Origin of the sequence: Prevotella sp. E9-3 (assembly GCF_022024015.1) — a bacterium.
Classification (GTDB): domain Bacteria; phylum Bacteroidota; class Bacteroidia; order Bacteroidales; family Bacteroidaceae; genus Prevotella.
The window spans coordinates 3,701,102-3,720,613 of the sequence record NZ_CP091786.1; the positions used below are offsets into that span (position 1 = coordinate 3,701,102).

Below are 19,512 nucleotides of genomic sequence, written 5' to 3' on the forward strand. Positions count from 1 at the left end.
ATCAAAAAAGCTTAAGAAATTAAGAATATGAAAAAAAGTTTGTTACAGATAATACGGAACTATATACTCCCCTCCATCACAGGGAGGGGTCTGGGGGTGGGTCTCCTGTTGCTTACTCTCAGCTCCTGTAAGGAAGACATTGACGAGTCGAACCTATATACCTTTACCGGTGAGACCATCGAAGACTATCTTGTTAACCGAAATGATCAGTTCAGTGCTTTCAACCAGATTCTGACTCGCATCGGCTATGACAAGATTCTGTCGGCCTACGGCAAATATACCTGTTTTGCTCCTAACAACGAGGCACTCAACAGCTATATTGACAGTCTGTATAACGACATGAGCAATAAAGACCTGCCCCACAACGGCATGAGTGGTCCTGGTCTGGACGGACTGACCGACTCATTGTGCAAGGATATTGCCCTGTTCCACCTGGTGAGCACAAAGGTGTTCACTGTCAACATGGGTAACGGTATGACCATACGCACCATCCTGGGTCGTGACATCAACACCAAGCTCGACACCATTACCCATAATGTGGTAATCAACCGCGATGCCTTCATCAAGGCCAATGCCATGGATGTTGAGCTGGAGAACGGTGTTGTGCACGAGATTAATCATGTTATTACCCGTTCAAACAGCCTCATCAGCGGTGAGCTGGCCGGACTGGAAAACCTGAGCATCTTTGCTAAAGCCTTGCAGCAGACAGGTTTGATGGATTCACTTACCGCCGAGAGCAACACCAACTATGAGGCGCCCACCAATACTTACGACTTCTACGTTCCTGAAGAATGTCAGATGGGCTACACCATCTTGGCTGAAACCAACGATGCCCTGACGGCTAAACTCACTGCCGAAGGTTTCACACCCGACTTCGATGGACTGGTAGCCTATGCTAATAAGGTGTATGGAAACTGCGCCAAGAGCAAAGATACTGAAAACAAAGAAGGCTGGTACGACTACTATCGCAACCACGGCATCACTGTGAGTACCAGCAGCGACTTTGAAAAGAGCAACAACGCACTAAACATGTTCGTACGCTACCACATCTTGAAATGTAAGGTTCCTTACGAGAAGTTTGTATATGCCTATAACGAAACGGCCGGTATGACCCGTTTCGAATATTATGAGACCATGCTGCCCTACACCCTGCTGAAGGTGACCAACGTAAGCGGCAAGCGCCTCATCAACCGCTGGATAGCCAACAACACCCTGACCGACCGTGTAGGACTGCTGGGAACCAGCTCTATGCACAACGTGATGCCTGGAAAAGAAGGCATCGAGATTCTGAACAACCAGACAGCAGCCAAGAACGGCTATATACACCCCATCAATGGTGTACTTGTCTATGACTGGGACGTACCCAACGGAGTACTGAACGAACGCCTGCGCTTTGATGATGCAGCCCTGTTTGGTGAAATGATGTCCAACTCGTTCCGTCAGGTGAAAGACTCATTGGTAAAAGCCATGAACGGCAACAAGAGTGGTAAGGACGGTGGTCTGGGTGGCGACTATATCCGCATTCCCTCAGGCTACTTTGAGAACCTGCGTATCTATAACGGTGAAGATACTCGCCTGTACTACCTCTCCGGACAGGTGAACAGCTGGAGTAACTACCAGGGTGATGAGTTCAACTGCATGGGCTCGTACGACTTTGCCATGCGCCTGCCACCCGTTCCTGACGGTACCTATGAGTTGCGTCTGGGCTATACTGCTGAATCATCACGCGGTATGGTACAGTTCTATTTAGGCTCATCGCCCGAACTGACCTCAATGCGCGCACTCGACATCCCGCTCGACATGCGTATCATTCCTGCTAACAACAGCGACGGCACTCCCGACGTACAGACCGGATGGTGCAATCCCAACACTACCGACGACCAGGGCGTTGCCACTGATATCAGTATGCGCAACCTTGGTTATATGCGTGGTCCGCTCTTCTACCGACTGGGTGCTCAGGGAGTACAGGCCCGTTTCCACTATAAAGACCTGCGTCGTATTCTGGTGAAACAGAAGTTCGAACAGGGTGAATACTGGCTGCGCTTCAAGAACGTGATTGAAGACGACAAGGCTCAGTTCCACCTCGACTACATCGAACTGTGCCCCGAGAATATATACAATAACTCACTATACGTGGAGGATATGTATTAAGAAGAAAACTCTCCCCCAGCCCCTCCCTGTGAGGGAGGGGAGTAGATAGAAGTGAAATAAAGGGGAATATATCTATTTCTCAAGAATAAATAAGAAATAAACATTGTAATAATTAATCAAGTATTGATTATGAAAAAATATATCACAATAAAGCTCAAGGAATCAGTCCATCACCGAGTCTTTTCACTCCCCTCCCTCACAGGAAGGGGCTGGGGGAGAGTCTTGGGGTTAGGCCTACTGGTCTTCTCCATTGCTTCCTGTTCCGACTGGGACGACCACTTCGATGCCAATACTTCGGTGACGGAATCACAACGTGGATCGCTGCTGACCAACATTCAGAAGAACGATCAGCTCAAACAGTTTGCCGACCTGCTCGAGAAGACCGGATATAGCAGTCAGCTCGACCAGGCACAGACTTTCACCGTATGGGCACCAAAGGACAACACGTTCGATTATGAAGCCTTGAAGAACGAGCAGAACGACCGTGTGCTGCACCAGTTCATTGAAAACCATATAGCTCGTAACAACTATCCTGCTTCAGGACAGATAGACGAGCACATCTATATGCTGAACAAAAAGGTGATGAACTTTGCCTCGGCTGCCGGCGGCTACACCATTCAGGACGTGGCACTGCAACTGCCCAGTATTGGCGGCAACAACGGCATCATCCACATGATCGACGGAAAGATTCCATTCCTGCCTAACATCTACGAGTCACTGAACAACGAACAGTTTAAGTTAGACTTTATCAGCAAATTCTATCATAGCTTTGATACACTGATGCTCGATGAGAATCGCAGTGTGAAAGGTCCGGCTGTTGATGGCGAGATTACCTATCTGGATACCATCTATACGGCGCATAACGACCTTTATAGTTTCTTCAACGCTTACATCAACCGTGAGGACAGTAGCTACTCGATGCTGATGCCTACCGACGATGCATGGAAGAAGGAATATGCACGCGTCAGCGAGTATTTCAAGTATCCCGATGAGTTCCGCGTACGTAAATTCGTTGATATCACCACGAAAAAGGATACCACCATCCAGATTGTTGACCCTGTACACCTGCAGGACTCTATCTCAAAAATGTGGATACTGGAGAATCTGTTCTTCAACAACCGTTTGTATGACAATAAGAAACTGGCAAACCTGAAAGATGGTGAGCCCTTGGTATGTGACTCATTAGTAAGCACTACGGGTAGAATTTTCACTGCCAAAGATGCTGCTGAAATGCTGAAAGGAAGCACACGTGTTGACAAGAGCAACGGTAACATCTTTGTAACAGATGAAATTAAATCTCCTGTATGGTACGGCATCTGTCCGCCAGTGAAAGTGGAGGCCGAATACAGCAACTGGCTGGCCAGCTACGAGAACACCTACGGCACCCCCAGCCGCGAATCGGTGACAGCGGCCAACAGAAACCCTGATGTGCCTGGCACCGTTTCAAATAACTACTATCTGGAGGTACAGCCCTATAGCTCTACTTCCGATGAGAAAGTGACGTTCTATCTGCCCAATATCCGCTCGGCTACTTATCATGCCTTTGCTGTGATGCTGCCCAGCAACATTACCAACCGCTATGCAACAGAGGTACTGCCCAACCGTTTCAAGCTTTTCTTTGGCTATAGCAACACCAATGCCACTTCAGGACGTCTGGAACTGAAAGAAGAGCAGATGAGAAATTCTGAAGGCTCAGCTAACTTCCTTACCAACCCGAATAAGGTTGATACCCTCGATCTGGGCGAAGTGACCTTCCCCACCAGCTACTATGGCTTGGGCGAGAATTATCCTTTCATCCGTTTTGAGAGTAACCCACGCCGAGGTGAGCACGATCGCACCCTGCGCATCGACTGCATCATCCTGTTGCCCAAGGAACTCTATGAACGGTTCTTGGAGGATCCCAACTATAAATTCATTATGTAACCTCACAGTAGAAGATAGAAGATTATGAAACGATACGGAATATTGCTTTTTGCATTCGTTAATGCTTTTGCTTTCCAGACGGTCTATGCTCAGGACAACACGGCCGATGATGAAGACTTGGCTGTTGCTGTAAAGAAAAAGACTGAGATCAAAGTTCCCGACTATCCCACTATGGAGATAAAGGGTATCTGCGTAGATGCCGTCAACAAGGCACCATTGGAGGGTATCATGATACGCACACTGAACGATTCGCACTACACCGCCATGAGTGAGGAGGACGGTTCGTTTACCATCAAGGTACCTTTGTTTGCCACTGCACTGTATGTGCATGCCCCACAGTACCTGAGTCAGCAGGTGGGTCTGGGCGGCCCCGATGCTTTTGTACGCATCGAGATGCTCCCCGACAAGTTCCGCACCATGTATGAAGACGGAACGAATATCACTGCCTCACAGACACAGGCTTTCGGCAACACTACCTCGCTCACCGTTGAAACAGATATTCAAGGTATATTGGGTGCTGATGTGCGCGCCATCGGTCGTTCAGGCGGTCCTGGCTACGGCGCAGCCATGTTCATCCGCGGTTTGAATTCGCTCACCGCCAATGCCCAGCCTCTCATCGTCATCGACGGTATTCCACAGGACATGCAGCAGACACGTTCATCGCTCCACATGGGCGACTACACCAACTTGATGCTGAACCTGAACCCTGAGGATGTGGAGAAGGTTACGGTATTGAAGAATGCTACCGCTATCTATGGAGCCAACGGTGCCAATGGTGTGATTCTTATTCAGACCAAACGCGGTCACTCTATGGCCACACGCATCGATGCCAATATCGGCGTAGGAGTTACACTGAAGCCCAACATCCCTTCAATGATGGATGCTTCGCAGTACCGACTCTATGCTTCGGAAATGCTGGGAACCTACCCCAACATCAATAAATACACCGATGCCAATACCTTCAAGTTCCTTGTAGAAGACCCTTCAAAGTATTATTATAGCACTTATCATAATGATACCGACTGGAGTAAGGAAGTCTATCACTCGGCTCTCACCCAGAACTATAACATCAATGTGCAGGGTGGTGACGATATCGGTATGTACAACCTCTCACTGGGCTATACCGACGGACAGTCAACAGCCAAGGAAAACGGTTTTGACCGCCTGAACGTGCGCTTCAATACCGACATCAAGGTGATTAAACGACTCACTACCCGTTTTGACATGTCGTACACCAAAATCAATCGCGACGTGTTCGACGATGGCGCCCCCGAGGATTTCACTCAGGGTGTGGTATCATCGCCCACCTTCCTGGCTTTGATCAAATCACCGTTCTTGAATCCCTATACTTATAATAATGTGACGCGCCAGTTGTCGTCAACCCTCTCTGAGGCCGACGACTTCCTCACCATGCTCGACGGCGACCTGTCGTTAGGCAACCCCACTGCATTGTTGACAAACGGATCGGCCATCAACAAGAACCGTGTGGAGATGACCCATTTCAACACCGTCATCGCTCCACGTTGGGAAATCAACGACAACCTCTCGCTCACCGAGGCATTCAACTACACCCTCGACCGTATCTCACAGCGCTACTACCGTCCGAAAGGTGGCATGCCTACCTTCCTCATCGATGGTATTGGCCGTGTACAGACCAAGGCGATGTCTATGTTCTCTAAGGAGACAACCATTATCAGCGACACCCGTCTTGAATTCAGCAAGCAGATGCGTGAGCACTATCTGAAAGCTTTTGCCGGCTTGCGCTTCTCTTCTTTTGCCTTTGACGACAACCAGCCGCAGGGCCAGTACTCTACTGCCGGTAACGACAAGACGCCAAATATCTCGACCAACATGGACTTTGTGGAAGCTTCCGGTGCCAACGATGAGTGGCGCTCACTGAACTGGTATGCCAACATTGACTATAACTTCCGCAACCGCTACTTCCTTGAAGCAACCCTTTCGATGGAAGGCAATAGCCGTTTCGGTAAAGAGGCCAACGGTCTGAAACTGGGCGGTGTACGCTGGGGACTCTTCCCCAGTATTCAACTGGGTTGGGTGATGACCAACGAAAAGTGGTTCCCCAAGACCAACCTGCTGAACTATCTGATGCTGCGTGCCGGATGGGATCTGAGCGGCAACGACGATATCAACAACTATGCTGCACGCACCTCATTCAGCGTAAGCAAGTACTTGTGGCGTACCACTGCTGCCCAGCTCGACAATATCGGCAATGAGAACATCTCTTGGGAACAGACACGCCGCATCAACCTCGGTTTCAAGGCCAACCTGCTTCAGAACCGCATCAGCATTGACTTCGACTACTACCAGAACCACACGTCGGACCTGCTCACCCTGAAGCATTTCGACAATCCTATTGCCGGTATCAACCAGTATTGGAGCAATGGCGGCGAATTGGACAACAAAGGTTTTGAGCTGACCTTTACCGGCAAACCCTTGGTATCGAAAAACCTGAACATTGAGGTAGGCGCCTCTATCGGCCACTACGTGAACGAAGTGAAGGCCCTGCCCAACGACAGTAAGCTCTACGTGGACGGGCAGCTCTCGGCCAATGGCTATACCAACAGCATCTATGGCACAGACAATGTGGCTACCATCATCGGACAGCCCGTTGGCGTGTTCTACGGCTATCGCACCCATGGTGTGTTCAGCACCGATGCCGATGCTTTGGCAGCAGGAAAAGGCGGTTATCTGTATCAGTTGGATGCTACCGGCGCTCCTCAGTATTTCAAGGCTGGCGACGTATGGTTTGACGACTTGAATGGTGACGGTATCATCAGCGAGGCCGACAAGACCATTATCGGCGATCCCAATCCCGATATCTATGGTAACATCTTTGCAAACGTAAGTTGGAAAGACTTCACGCTGTTTGTCGGACTGAACTACTCACTCGGAAATGATGTGTTCAACTACCAGCGTAGCATTCTGGAGGGAGGCTCTAACTTCTACAACCAGACCACTGCCATGACCAACCGCTGGCGCATCGATGGTCAGAAGACCGATATTCCCCGTATCAGCTATGACGACGCCATGGGTAACTCACGCTTCAGCGACCGCTGGATTGAGGACGGTTCATACCTCCGTCTGAAGACCGTTCGCCTGAGCTATAAAGTTCCTGTGAACTTCGAATGGCTGCAGGGTCTCAGTGTTTGGGCCGAAGCCAATAATCTGCTCACCCTGACTCATTATCTGGGCAATGATCCCGAGTTCTCTATCAGCAACCGCGTGCTCTATCAGGGCATCGATGCCGGACAACTGGCCATGGGACGTTCGTTCACTGCCGGTGTGAGAATTAACCTGTAATTTTTAATTGAAAATTGAGAATTGAGAATTATGATTACTTTCAAAAATAATATTGCCAGTTCTGTTTGCTGCGGCCTCTTCGCAGCCCTACTGGCCATGCCACTTTTTTCTTCATGCTCCGATTTCTTCGAGACCGACTCTGACCGTCAGATTTTCGATCCTGCACTCGACCAGAAAACGGACTCCATGTTCTACACCCTTGGCATTCTGAAGGGTCTGCAACAAGTGGCCGACCAGTATGTGCTGACGGGTGAGATGCGCGGTGACCTTGTTGCTGTGAACAACTATACCGAGACCGACCTAAAGAAACTGGCCGACTTCACTGCCGATGCCACCTGTAAGTTCGACTCGGCCTACAAGTACTACCGTATCATCAACAACTGTAACTACTATCTGGCCCATCGCGACACCTCATTGCTCACGGGTAGCCGCAAGGTAACCATTCCCGAGTATGCCGAAGCACTGGCTGTTCGTGCATGGTCCTACCTGCAGTTAGCAAAGAACTATGGCGAGGTGCCTTTCTATACCAATCCGCTGACCAGTATCGGCGATGCCAACAGTTCTATCCCTACCAAGAACCTGCAGGCTATTGTTGACGAACTGGCCCCCGAAATGATAAAGTATAGCGGTACCCCCGTTCCCAGCTATGGTGAAGTGAGTGCCGGTGTGCTGAACAGTAGCGACAGCGACAATCCAACCGAGAAAAAGATACAGTCGAAATATGCCATGCTGCCTATCGATGTGGTACTGGGCGATCTCTTTCTGGAGACTCATCAGTATGAACAGGCTGCTCACTACTATTTCCAGTATATCAAAAACAACAATCTGGTGGCCAATCAAGCCAAGGTTAGTCCTACCACAAAAATCATGATGCTCCTTGAAGAGAAATGGCCTTCACAGTTTTCTATCATCGGTACTGGTTTTACATGGCAAGGTATCTTTAACGGCGGTACCAACGATATTGTTACCTATATTCCACTGGCTGCCAACCGCCTGCGCGGTGCCGTGACCGAACTGCCCCGCTATTTCGGCTACGACTTCTACAGCACAACCAGTGGACAGTCTGAGTCGAACGAGCGTTATCTGCTGGAACGTCAGGTAGATGCTTCAGCCTCTTATATTGCACTGGCTGAAGCTCAGGATTTCTACTACACTCCAACCAACAGCACTACAGGTACCATCAATGTGAATATTGCTCAGTTGGGCGACCTGCGCCGTCGTGTCACGATGAACCAGATTTCGAAGAACGATTCCACCTATTCGGTGATGATCAAGTTCAACTCGGCCAATATTCCTCTCTACCGTTCAGCTACCGTCTATCTGCGACTGGCCGAGGCCATCAACCGCATGGGCTATCCCGACGTGGCTTTCGCTATTCTCAAGGACGGTATCTATGATGGTTTAATCGACTTTATTATTAAAGAGGATGGCCAAGATGATACGAAAAAGCGTTATATTCGCAAAGACGACTTCGTATATAACGGTGCCACCAAATCCAGTCCTGAGAAGTTGCTCACCTCTACCCTGCCCTTCCTCTCACCTGAGAATATCAATAAGTTCAAAAACAACTGGGGCATCCATGGCCGTGGCTCCAACTATACCCGCGGCACTGAATCGCCCTATCAGATGGACAGTGTAGTAACGAAGAAGATAGCCGAACTGCAGACAGTCTATGGCATTACCACTACGGGAACACTCAACGACACCATCAATGCCATGGAAGATATCATCTGCGACGAGATGGCACTCGAACTGGCCTACGAGGGAACCCGTTTCGGCGACCTCACCCGTATTGCCCGCCATAAGAATCAGGAAGCGCTCTATGGAGCCAACTTCGGTTCGGCCTGGATGGCAAAGAAACTGGGATACAAGGCTGCCGGTCTGGAAGAGCGTCTGAAGACAGAACAGAACTGGTATTTGCCATTTAAATGAATCCTTTAAGGAGTCTAAACTCTTAATAAAACCCCTATAAGCGCTGCAAAAGAGATTTGCGGCGCTTATTTTATTAATAAAAACAAAAAAACAAAGTGATTCTTCACGTATCACGATTTTATGCGTACCTTTGCATGAAAATGCATAAAAAAGTGTTTTATAAAACAATAATAAACTAAAAAAATGAAGAAACAACAAATCGTTTTGTTATCAGCAGCTGCTTTGTTGCTGACATCATGCTCCGGAAAACTGGGAGCTCTCTCTGCTGACAATTTCAGTGTAAACCCTAACCCCCTTGAGACCCAGGCTGGCGAAGTGCCTGCTACCATCAATGGTCTCTTCCCCGAGAAGTATTTGAAGAAAAAGGCTGTAGTAACCGTAACTCCTGAGTTGCGCTATCAGACTACTGCCGGTATGAAGTCTGTACGTGGTGAAGGTGCTACCTTCCAGGGTGAGAAAGTACTGGGCAACGACCAGACCATTTCTTACAAGACTGGCGGTCGTTACACCATGAAGACCAACTTTAAATATCAGCCCGAAATGCAGCAGAGCGATCTCTACCTGACATTCCAGGCTAAGGTTGGCAAGAAAGAAGTAGAAGTTCCTGCTGTAAAGGTGGCTACTGGTATCATTGCTACCAGCGAACTGTACAAGCGCACTCTTACTCAGGCACAGCCCGCTATTGCTCCCGATGCTTTCCAACGCGTTATCGAGCAGAAGCAGGAGGCCAACGTGAAGTTCCTTATCGGTCAGGCTCAGCTGCGTAAGAGCGAGCTGCAGAACAATTCTGTACAAGAGTTCGTTCGTTTGCTCACTGAGATTGCTAAGGATCAGGAAGGTAAGGTACTTAATGGTATCGAAGTTTCTGCCTACGCATCTCCCGATGGTGGCTATCAGCTGAACGAGAAGCTCGCCGGTCAGCGCCAGAAGGTGACCAGCGACTTCTTGAACAAGCAGATGAAGAAGACCAAGAGCGACGCTCCTGTTGACAACAAGTACACCGCTGAGGACTGGGAAGGTTTCCAGGAGTTGGTAGCTGCTTCAAACATTCAGGACAAGGACGTGATTCTGCGCGTGCTCTCTATGTATCAGGATCCTGAGCAGCGTGAGGAGCAGATCAAGGCCATCTCTTCAGCTTTCCGCGAACTGGCCGACGGTATTCTTCCTCAGTTGCGCCGTGCTCGTCTGATTGCCAACTACGAGCTCATCGGCCGTGACGACGAACAGATTCAGTTCCAGCTCAGCAGCGATGCTACCCAGCTCTCTGTAGAGGAACTGCTCTATGCCGCTACTCTCTATGACAACGAGCCCGCTTCTGCTGAGAACGCTTACAAGAAGGCAGTTGAGATCTATCCTAACGATGCTCGTGCTTACAACAACCTGGCTGTTCTGGCTTACCAGAAGGGCAACTATGCCGAGGCTAAGGTTTGGGCTGAGAAGGCTCTGAAGGTGAACGCCAACCAGGCTGAAGCCAATGCCAACCTTGGTCTGCTGGCTCTGCAGGAGGGCAACCTGAACAACGCCGAGGCTCTGATTGCTAAGTCTTCAAGCGCCAACGGTGTAAACGAGATTCTGGGCAACCTGCACCTGGCTCAGGGCAAGTATGCACAGGCTGAGCAGGACTTTGGCAAGGTAGCCAGCAACTCAGCTGCTCTGGCTCAGATTCTGAACAAGAACTATGCCGCTGCTGCTCAGACTCTGAAGCAGATCAAGAATGGCGATGCCACTACAGAATATCTGAAGGCTATCCTGGCTTCTCGTCAGGGCAACAAGTCTGAGGCTTCCAACGCTCTTCAGGCTGCTTTCGCCAAGGATGCTTCTCTGCGTCAGTATGCTGAGAAGGATCTTGAGCTGAACAAGTAATTCATTTACCCTCTATAGGACTTACCCCCTCACTTGCCATTATGGCAAACGGGAGTAAGTCCTTTTCTAAATATAGTGGCTATAGTAACTATAGTATCTATAGTATCTATAGTACCTATAGAATTTATAGCTACTATTCCTATCAAAAAAACTACTTTTATGCAACGTCGTTATCTGTTTTTACTCCTCCTTGTACCACTGCTTCTTTTCTCCTGTAAGAAAGAGGGCAGGAATTTTCGTATAGAGGGAGAGTTCAGAAACATGAACCAGGCCCAGTTGTTCCTCATCGATCCCGCCACAGGCTATAAAGATACTATCAATGTAGAGCGTGGACGGTTTTTCTATGAGAGCGAACGCCAGGACACTACCCTCCTCTTGCTCATGTTTCCAAACTTCTCGTTCATGCCCGTTTTTACCGGACAAGGGATATCGCTGGAGTTGAAGGCCGATGCCTCTCATCTGAAAGAGGCCACCCTGAAAGGTTCTGACGATAACGATGAGATGACGGCTTTCCGTCTGCGTGCTGCTCAGATGACTCCTCCAGAAGAGATTCAGGCAGCTAAAGAGTTTATCACTGAAAATCCCGCCTCACTGGTCAGTCTGTTTTTGTTGCGCCATTATTTTGTTGATGTGGCCGAACCAGACTATCACGAGACCCTCCGTTTGTGCCGCCTCATGGTTCAGGCCAATCCCCGTCAGCAGGCCGTTCTGCAATTGTACAGACAGTTGCGCATTTTGAACAATGGTGCTGTTGGCAACAAGATTCCCCTATTTGCTGTACTTGATATCAAGAATAGGGTTCTCACCAACGAACAATTTCGCAAGGATGTCAACGTATTCTGTTTGTGGAGCACATGGAACTACGAAAGCCGTATGCTGGTCAATGCCGTTCGCAAACTTCAGAAGAAACACCCTGGTCACATCTCCCTGATGGCTATCAGCATTGATGCCACCCGTCAGGAAGGAGCCGACTGGTTGCGCCGTGACACCATCGGCGACTATGTGGTGAATGACGGCCGTATGTGGCAAACACCAATGGCCAAGGGACTCGGTTTCACCACGATGCCCTCCAATGTCATTGCCGACCGTCATGGTCGCATTCTTCTCCGCAACCTGACGAAACAGGAATCCCTGGAAAAAGAAATAGAAAAACTCCTCACTTCCAAACCCTAATATACATCCACCTCTCATCTCTCACCTCTCAATTATCAATTATCAATTATCAATTATCAATTATCAATTATCAATTATCAATTAAACATGTCCTCCACTCTCAACATCAACGGTCGTCTTTTCGACCTCAGCCGTCCCTGCGTGATGGGCATACTCAATGCCACACCCGACTCCTTCTATGCAGGAAGTCGTACCCAGACCGAACAGGCCATTATAGAGCGTGTACATCAGATTATCGATGAAGGAGGAGCCATGATTGATGTCGGTGCCTACTCTACCCGTCCTGGCGCCAGTGAGGTGAGCGAAGAAGAAGAAATGAAGCGCATGCGCTTTGCCCTTCAGATTATCAATTCCGAATTATCCACCCTCCATTCTTCCCTCCCTATCTCCATCGATACCTTCCGTCCTTCCGTAGCACGGATGACGGTAGAAGAGTTCGGTGCCCACATCATCAACGATGTCAGTGAGGGTGGTGACGAGATGTTCCGTATGGTGTCTCGCCTTGGAGTCCCTTATATTCTGATGTCGGTACAGCCCGACCTCCGTCAAACCCTTCTGGCTTTTTCCCGGAAAGTTCAGCACCTGCGCGACCTTGGTCAGAAAGATATCATCCTTGACCCCGGTTTCGGTTTTGGCAAGACCCTCGAACAGAATTTCCAGCTTATGAACGAGATGGAGAAACTATTGGTCTTCGACCTTCCCCTACTGGTAGGCATCTCGCGCAAGTCCATGATATTTAAAACGCTCAACTGCACGCCTGCCGAGGCTCTGAACGGCACTACGGTATTGAACACCATATCGCTGATGAAAGGCGCCTCCATCCTTCGTGTCCACGATGTCAAAGCCGCTGCAGAGTGCATCACGCTCACCCAATTCCCCTAAAAAAAATGTTCCTACAATTCAGTTTAAAAGACTTCATCGACATTCTCCTGGTAGCACTGATGCTCTACTACCTCTATCGTTTGATGCGCGAATCGCGCAGCATCAACGTCTTTGTAGGCATCATGATATTTGTGCTGGGATGGTTTTTCGTGTCACAGATTTTTGAGATGCGCCTGTTGGGTGGAATACTCGACAAACTGGTCTCTGTGGGTGTGATTGCCCTGATTGTGATTTTCCAGGACGATATTCGCAAGTTCCTCTACGATTTAGGAACACGCCAGCGCATTCAGACTTTTTTGCGATTCTTCTCGTCTGGTCATACCAACAAGCGTAATACTGAAGGCCTGAAGCGTGCCATCCTTCCTATTGTGATGGCCTGTATCTCCATGTCGAAGGGAAAGGTGGGCGCCCTCATCATCATCCAGCGCCATTCCCCCCTCACCGATATTGTGACCACGGGTGAGACCATCAATGCCGATATAAACCAGCGACTCATTGAGAATATCTTCTTTAAGAACTCTCCCCTCCACGATGGTGCTATGATCATTGCCAACCAGCGTATCTGCGCTGCCGGCTGCATCCTGCCCGTGAGCCATAGTCTCGATATTCCCAAGAGCATGGGATTGCGCCACCGTGCCGGACTTGGCATCACACAGGAGAGTGATGCACTGGCCATTATTGTTTCTGAAGAGACAGGCAGTATCACCGTAGCGCAAAACGGACAGTTCCGCAGGCGCATCTCGTCAGAAGAACTGGAGTCCATACTCACCCAGGAAATGATTTAGACCATGCCCTCATCATCGCCTATCCTTGAACTGCAGCACCAGCAACTTTTGCTGCAGATGGAATACGAAGAAGAGAAGAAGGCTTTCCAACAGAAAGTTGATGCCATCGGTTTGCAGCGCCGTATTCAGCGTGGTGATGCCTGGTGGCCCATCCGTGTTGGCCGCAGTTATTACAACTCCTTGAACCAACTCTGTGTGGAAGTGTTCCGTGCCACCAACTCCGATGAAGACATTGAACACAATTTTGAATACGGCCGTCCGGTGAGCTTCTTTAGAATTGATAATTCAAAATTGACAGCTGACAATTACTCTCAGGGCGAGAAAAACGTCGGCAAAACTAATCATACCTCTCAACTCTCACCTCTCAGTTCTAAATTCTCCGGCTCCGTCTCTTTCTGCGATGGCGACCGCATGGTGGTTGTAGTGCCCGACAATTTTCCTGTTGGCAACCTCCAGCAGGAAGGAATTGGCATACAGCTAAGTTTTGACGAAACTTCCTATCGCATGATGTTCGATGCCCTTGAACGTACCATGCGAGCCAAGGGACGACTGGGCTATCTGCGCGATCTTTTCTACAGTCCGTCCATGAAGGCCGAGACCTTTTCCTTCCCCGATATGCATTTCCCCTACCTGAATGTCACCCAGGAGCAGGCTGTCAACAAGGTGCTCAGGGCTAAGGATGTAGCCATCGTCCACGGTCCTCCAGGAACAGGCAAGACCACCACCCTTGTAGAAGCCATCTACGAAACCCTGCGCCGTGAGAGTCAGGTACTGGTATGCGCACAGAGCAATATGGCCGTTGACTGGATATCAGAGAAACTCGTTGACCGTGGTCTGAACGTGCTACGCATCGGCAATCCCGTACGTGTTGACGACAAGATGCTGTCCTTCACCTACGAACGGCGCTTTGAGGCCCATCCCGACTACGAACTGCTGTGGTCTATCCGAAAGACCATCCGCGAACTGCGCAAGAACCGTAAGCGAGGCGATGAGAAGTTCCACCAGAAACTGGAGCGCCTGAAAGAACGCGCTACAGCCCTCGAAATAGCCATCAATCAGGAATTGTTCGGTGAGGCCCGTGTTATCGCCTGTACGCTCGTTGGAAGCGGTCACAGGCTCCTTGACGGTATGAAGTTCGGCACGTTGTTCATCGATGAAGCTGCACAAGCCCTTGAAGCTGCCTGTTGGATTCCCATTCGCCGGGCCTCACGCGTTATCTTTGCCGGCGACCACTGTCAGCTGCCTCCCACCGTGAAGAGCTATGAAGCCCTGAAGGGTGGTTTAGGCAAGACCCTCATGGAGCGTATTGTTGACCAAAAGCCCGATGTAGTCACCCTGCTCACTCTTCAGTATCGTATGAACGAAGAGATTATGCGTTTCTCCAGCGACTGGTTCTATGATAATATGGTGGAATCGGCTCCAGAGGTGAAATACCGTAGCATCCTCGACCTGGATCTGCCGATGACATGGATAGAAACGAGCGCCTTTCTAACTGAGAACTCCGAACTTGGAACTGAGAGGTATGATCACCTTCCAGATTCCAAAACTAATCATACCTCCCAATTCTTGGACAAGTCAAGCGGCAAAGCCGAAGGCTCAACTCCCGATTCTCATTTTTCCAGTGAAGAATTCGTCGGTGAGTCATTTGGAAGAGTGAATAAGGTTGAGGCCCGTCTCACGCTCCTTGCCCTTCAGGCCTATTACGAAATGATTGGTAAGGAGCGCATACTCAGTGAGCGCCTCGATGTAGGTATTATCTCTCCCTATCGCGCTCAGGTACAGCTGTTGCGTAAGATGATCAAGAAGAGTGAGTTTTTCAAGCCTTTCCGCAGTCTTATCACGGTAAACACCATTGACGGTTTTCAGGGACAGGAGCGCGATATTATCGTTGTATCACTGGTAAGAAGCAACGACGAAGGCCAGATAGGATTTCTCCGTGACCTTCGTCGTATGAATGTGGCTATCACCCGTGCTCGCATGAAGTTGATTATTCTTGGCGACCGCCACACCCTTTGTCGCCATCCTTTCTATCGCAAGCTTTGGGAGTATATTCAGGGACTGAGAGGTGAGAACTGAGAGATGAGAGGTGAGAGGTATGATTAGTTTTGCTATGAGGGAATAAATGGAAAGCAAACTAATCATACCTCTCAGTTCTCAGTTCTCACCTCTCAATTATCATCTCTCAATCGTCAATTTTCTCCGCAAACGCTGCCGCCTCAGCAGCAGCAATAATATCCTCTTTATCCAGTTCGGTGGTATTGTGGGAAATGTCTGAGAGGTCGAAATCGTCATCCTCGGCAGCTTTCGCTACTACAGATTCCTCTTTCAGTTCCTTTTCCTCTGCATCCTTCTCAACTGTTTTGGCAGCCTTTCTGGTCTTTTTCTTGTTGTTTGCAGTATGCTCTGAAGACTCTTTGACCTCTTTATTTTCAGTCTCTTCAGAAAATTCTGAATACCATTCAGAAGTCTTGTTCTGCTCAATGATGAAGTTCGTTTTCTCCGCCTCCAGATTAGGAGCAGCCATCGTAGGTTCTTCCTCCATCTTTGTACGGTCGCTCTTGGCAGCAAAGATAGCATCGATAAACTGGGGTTCGCGGCGCAGTCTCTGAAGTGTCTCTTTCGAGGCTATCTGCTGGGCCTCCTTCTTTGAGTAGCCCTTTCCGCTACCGCCTTCCACACCTTCTATCAGCACTTGGAATCCGAAGGTTGGCGAACCCTGACTGTCCTTTTCCTGATTCAGCATCTTGAACTCCATGCGCACACGGTTCTTCTGCGTCCACTCCAACAGTTTTGACTTGAAGTTCACCTCCTTATACGCTACCTTGTCGATATTCACCATCTGAGCCAGAATGCGCTTTTCCATGAATCGCATAACAGCTGCATACCCCAAATCCAGGTAGATGGCGCCTACGAGAGCCTCGAAGGCGTTGCCAGCCATGTAGCTGTTGTGCGAGCGCGACTGTCCGCGACTCTGAATCAGATCGGTCAATCCCATTTCCTCGGCCAGTTTTCCAAGCGTCTCTCGGCTCACCAGCTTCGAGCGGGTATTGGTAAGAAATCCTTCACGCTTGCCTTTGAAATGTGCGAACACGATATGTCCCACCGTAGCATCGAGGATAGCATCGCCCAGGAATTCCAATCGTTCGTTGTTCAGTGGTTTTCCCTTATCGTTGCGTTGTCCCGAGCTTTTATGAGTCAGTGCTGTCTTATAGTAACTGATATCGTTGGGGTAGAATCCCATCACCTTATAAAGAGACCTACGCAACTCTTTATCCTTTCGAAAAGGCAGACGCAAACGCTCAAAAAAAACAATCATATTAATTGAGAATTAATAATAAGAACCGAGAACTGAGAATTGAGAATTGAGAGGTATGATTACACTGTACGCAATAAACTTGCCATCAGCAAAACTAATCATACCTCTCAACTCTCAATTCTCAGTTCTCAACTCTCAATTTTCGTATTTCTTAAACACTACACAGGCATTGTGACCGCCGAAACCGAACGTGTTTGAGAGTCCGGCGCGAACAGTGCGCTGCTGTGCTTTGTTGAAAGTGAAATTCAGATTATAGTCAATCTCCGGATCCTCATCGCCCTCTTCGTGGTTGATAGTGGGAGGAATGATGTCGTTCTTCACTGCGAGTACGGTGGCCATAGCCTCTACAGCGCCGGCAGCACCCAGCAGGTGACCAGTCATTGACTTTGTTGACGAGATATTCAGCTTGAAGGCTGCATCACCGAACACTTCCTTGATAGCCTTGGCCTCTGAGATATCGCCCACATGAGTTGAAGTACCATGTACGTTAATGTAGTCGATGTCCTCGGGCTTCATGCCGGCATCTTCCAGAGCGTTCTGCATCACCAGCTTAGCACCCAGTCCTTCGGGGTGAGAGGCAGTGATGTGGTGAGCGTCGGCACTCATACCGGCACCTACCATCTCGGCATAAATCTTTGCACCGCGAGCCTTGGCGTGCTCCAACTCTTCAAGAATCAAGCAACCGGCACCTTCAGCCATGACGAATCCGTCGCGGCTGGCGCTGAACGGACGGCTGGCCTTCTGAGGCTCGTCGTTACGGGTTGAGAGAGCGTGCATGGCGTTGAAACCGCCTACACCTGTCTCGCAGATAGCTGCCTCGGCACCACCGGCCACAATAGCGTTGGCCTTGCCCAGGCGAATCAGGTTGAAGGCATCGGCCAGTGCGTTCGATGAAGAAGCGCAGGCAGAAGCCGTGATATAGTTGGGGCCGTGCAGGCCATACATGATCGAAATCTGTCCGGCAGCGATGTCGGCAATCATCTTCGGAATGAAGAAGGGATTGAATTTAGGTCCCTGTTCACGGTGTGAACCATAATAGCACACCTCATCCTCGAAGGTCTTGATACCACCGATGCCTACACCAAATACCACACCGATGCGGTTTTTGTCTTCTTTCTCCAAATCCCAGCCACAGTCCTCAACGGCCTGCTTGGCTGCAATCAGAGCCAACTGTGTGTAACGGTCCATCTTGCGGGCCTCCTTGCGGTCCAGGTATTGATTTACATCCAGATCCTTCACCTCACAGGCAAAAGTGGTCTTGAAGTTGGTTGTGTCAAAATGTGTAATAGGAGCAGCACCACTCACACCAGCCAACATGTTCTTCCACATATCTTCGGGGTTGTTGCCCAATGGAGTAACGGCGCCAAGTCCTGTCACTACTACTCTTTTCAGTTCCATAATAATTGTGTTAAAAGCCCCCTAAGTTAGGGGTTGGGGGTCTGAACAATAATAATGTTCTTTTGACCTTTGAAGATCTGTTCAGACCTGAGCCCTAACTTAGGGGGCTTTTTGTCTGTTCAGACCCCCACCCCCCCTCGCTCGGCTCAGCCGCTTTGCGCAGCTAAGAACTTAGGGGGCTCGGAAATACTTTTTATTATTTTGAGTTCTCCTCAATATAAGAAATAGCGTCGGCAACGGTGCCAATCTTCTCAGCCTTGTCATCGGGAATGCTGATACCGAACTCCTTCTCAAATTCCATGATGAGCTCTACAGTATCCAGAGAGTCTGCACCCAGATCGTTAGTAAAACTAGACTCAGGCTTTACAACAGCCTCGTCAACACCCAGTTTGTCTACGATGATTGCCTTTACTTTGCTTTCAATTTCTGACATGATTTTTCTTGTTTAAAATGTTAATAAATAGATTCTTATCGTGAAAAACGGTGCAAAGTAACACATTTTCTTTGAGCTACACAAATTTTTTAAATAAAAACTACACTTTCTTTGCACACACACTACCGATTTGTGCAAAAAAAGGAGTTTAGAAGTGTCTTTGCACCACTAAACTCCCCGAAATACACATCAATTTCTATATAAGAAGATAAGAAACTTCAGCAACCATAATTACTTAGCTCATGAACATTGTGGTGGCCTCAGCACCTCCCAGTGCTCCCAACAGGGCCGAGGCAATGGCTATCACCACTTTTATCACAATGCTCCACATTTTT

The 19,512-nt window shown here is 49.1% G+C and carries 13 protein-coding genes; 9 read left to right on the forward strand and 4 right to left on the reverse strand.

The genetic code is table 11. From position 1 onward, the window contains the following. Nucleotides 1-27: 27 nt before the first annotated feature. From L6475_RS14380 to L6475_RS14420, 9 genes are all read left to right on the forward strand, one after another. A complete protein-coding gene (locus L6475_RS14380; protein WP_237821228.1) occupies nt 28-2,151 on the forward strand; it encodes a fasciclin domain-containing protein in 2,124 nt (707 codons plus the stop codon). Between the two features lie 129 nt (nt 2,152-2,280). Further along, on the forward strand, nt 2,281-4,074 hold the full coding sequence (locus L6475_RS14385) for a fasciclin domain-containing protein (protein ID WP_237821230.1): 1,794 nt from the start codon (nt 2,281-2,283) through the stop codon (nt 4,072-4,074). 24 nt (nt 4,075-4,098) lie between these two features. Beyond that, nucleotides 4,099-7,395, forward strand: coding sequence for a SusC/RagA family TonB-linked outer membrane protein (locus L6475_RS14390; protein WP_237821231.1), 3,297 nt, complete (start codon nt 4,099-4,101; stop codon nt 7,393-7,395). A gap of 30 nt (nt 7,396-7,425) precedes the next feature. Then, on the forward strand, nt 7,426-9,327 hold the full coding sequence (locus L6475_RS14395) for a RagB/SusD family nutrient uptake outer membrane protein (RefSeq protein WP_237821233.1): 1,902 nt from the start codon (nt 7,426-7,428) through the stop codon (nt 9,325-9,327). A gap of 183 nt (nt 9,328-9,510) precedes the next feature. Next, nucleotides 9,511-11,190 (forward strand): tetratricopeptide repeat protein, encoded by a 1,680-nt coding sequence (locus tag L6475_RS14400; protein WP_237821235.1) that lies wholly within the window; start codon nt 9,511-9,513, stop codon nt 11,188-11,190. A gap of 159 nt (nt 11,191-11,349) precedes the next feature. Continuing rightward, nucleotides 11,350-12,363 (forward strand): DUF4369 domain-containing protein, encoded by a 1,014-nt coding sequence (locus L6475_RS14405; RefSeq protein WP_237821237.1) that lies wholly within the window; start codon nt 11,350-11,352, stop codon nt 12,361-12,363. Between the two features lie 87 nt (nt 12,364-12,450). After that, nucleotides 12,451-13,245: a dihydropteroate synthase gene (gene folP / locus L6475_RS14410; protein WP_237821239.1), complete on the forward strand. Its 795-nt coding sequence runs from the start codon at nt 12,451-12,453 to the stop codon at nt 13,243-13,245. Nucleotides 13,246-13,250: 5 nt separating this feature from the next. Next, nucleotides 13,251-14,030: a diadenylate cyclase CdaA gene (gene cdaA, locus L6475_RS14415; protein ID WP_237821242.1), complete on the forward strand. Its 780-nt coding sequence runs from the start codon at nt 13,251-13,253 to the stop codon at nt 14,028-14,030. Nucleotides 14,031-14,033: 3 nt separating this feature from the next. Beyond that, nucleotides 14,034-16,106, forward strand: a complete 2,073-nt coding sequence (locus L6475_RS14420) for an AAA domain-containing protein (RefSeq protein WP_237821245.1) — start codon at nt 14,034-14,036, stop codon at nt 16,104-16,106. Nucleotides 16,107-16,212: 106 nt separating this feature from the next. Here the strand turns inward: L6475_RS14420 and rnc are convergent, their stop codons facing one another. The 4 genes from rnc to L6475_RS14440 form a co-directional block, all read right to left on the reverse strand. Then, nucleotides 16,213-17,346, reverse strand: coding sequence for a ribonuclease III (gene rnc / locus L6475_RS14425; protein WP_237821247.1), 1,134 nt, complete (start codon nt 17,344-17,346; stop codon nt 16,213-16,215). A gap of 135 nt (nt 17,347-17,481) precedes the next feature. After that, nucleotides 17,482-18,744, reverse strand: coding sequence for a beta-ketoacyl-ACP synthase II (fabF, locus tag L6475_RS14430; protein ID WP_237821249.1), 1,263 nt, complete (start codon nt 18,742-18,744; stop codon nt 17,482-17,484). Between the two features lie 196 nt (nt 18,745-18,940). Further along, nucleotides 18,941-19,177, reverse strand: a complete 237-nt coding sequence (locus L6475_RS14435) for an acyl carrier protein (protein WP_237821251.1) — start codon at nt 19,175-19,177, stop codon at nt 18,941-18,943. A gap of 235 nt (nt 19,178-19,412) precedes the next feature. Continuing rightward, nucleotides 19,413-19,508, reverse strand: coding sequence for a smalltalk protein (locus L6475_RS14440; protein WP_370641685.1), 96 nt, complete (start codon nt 19,506-19,508; stop codon nt 19,413-19,415). Nucleotides 19,509-19,512: the final 4 nt, after the last annotated feature.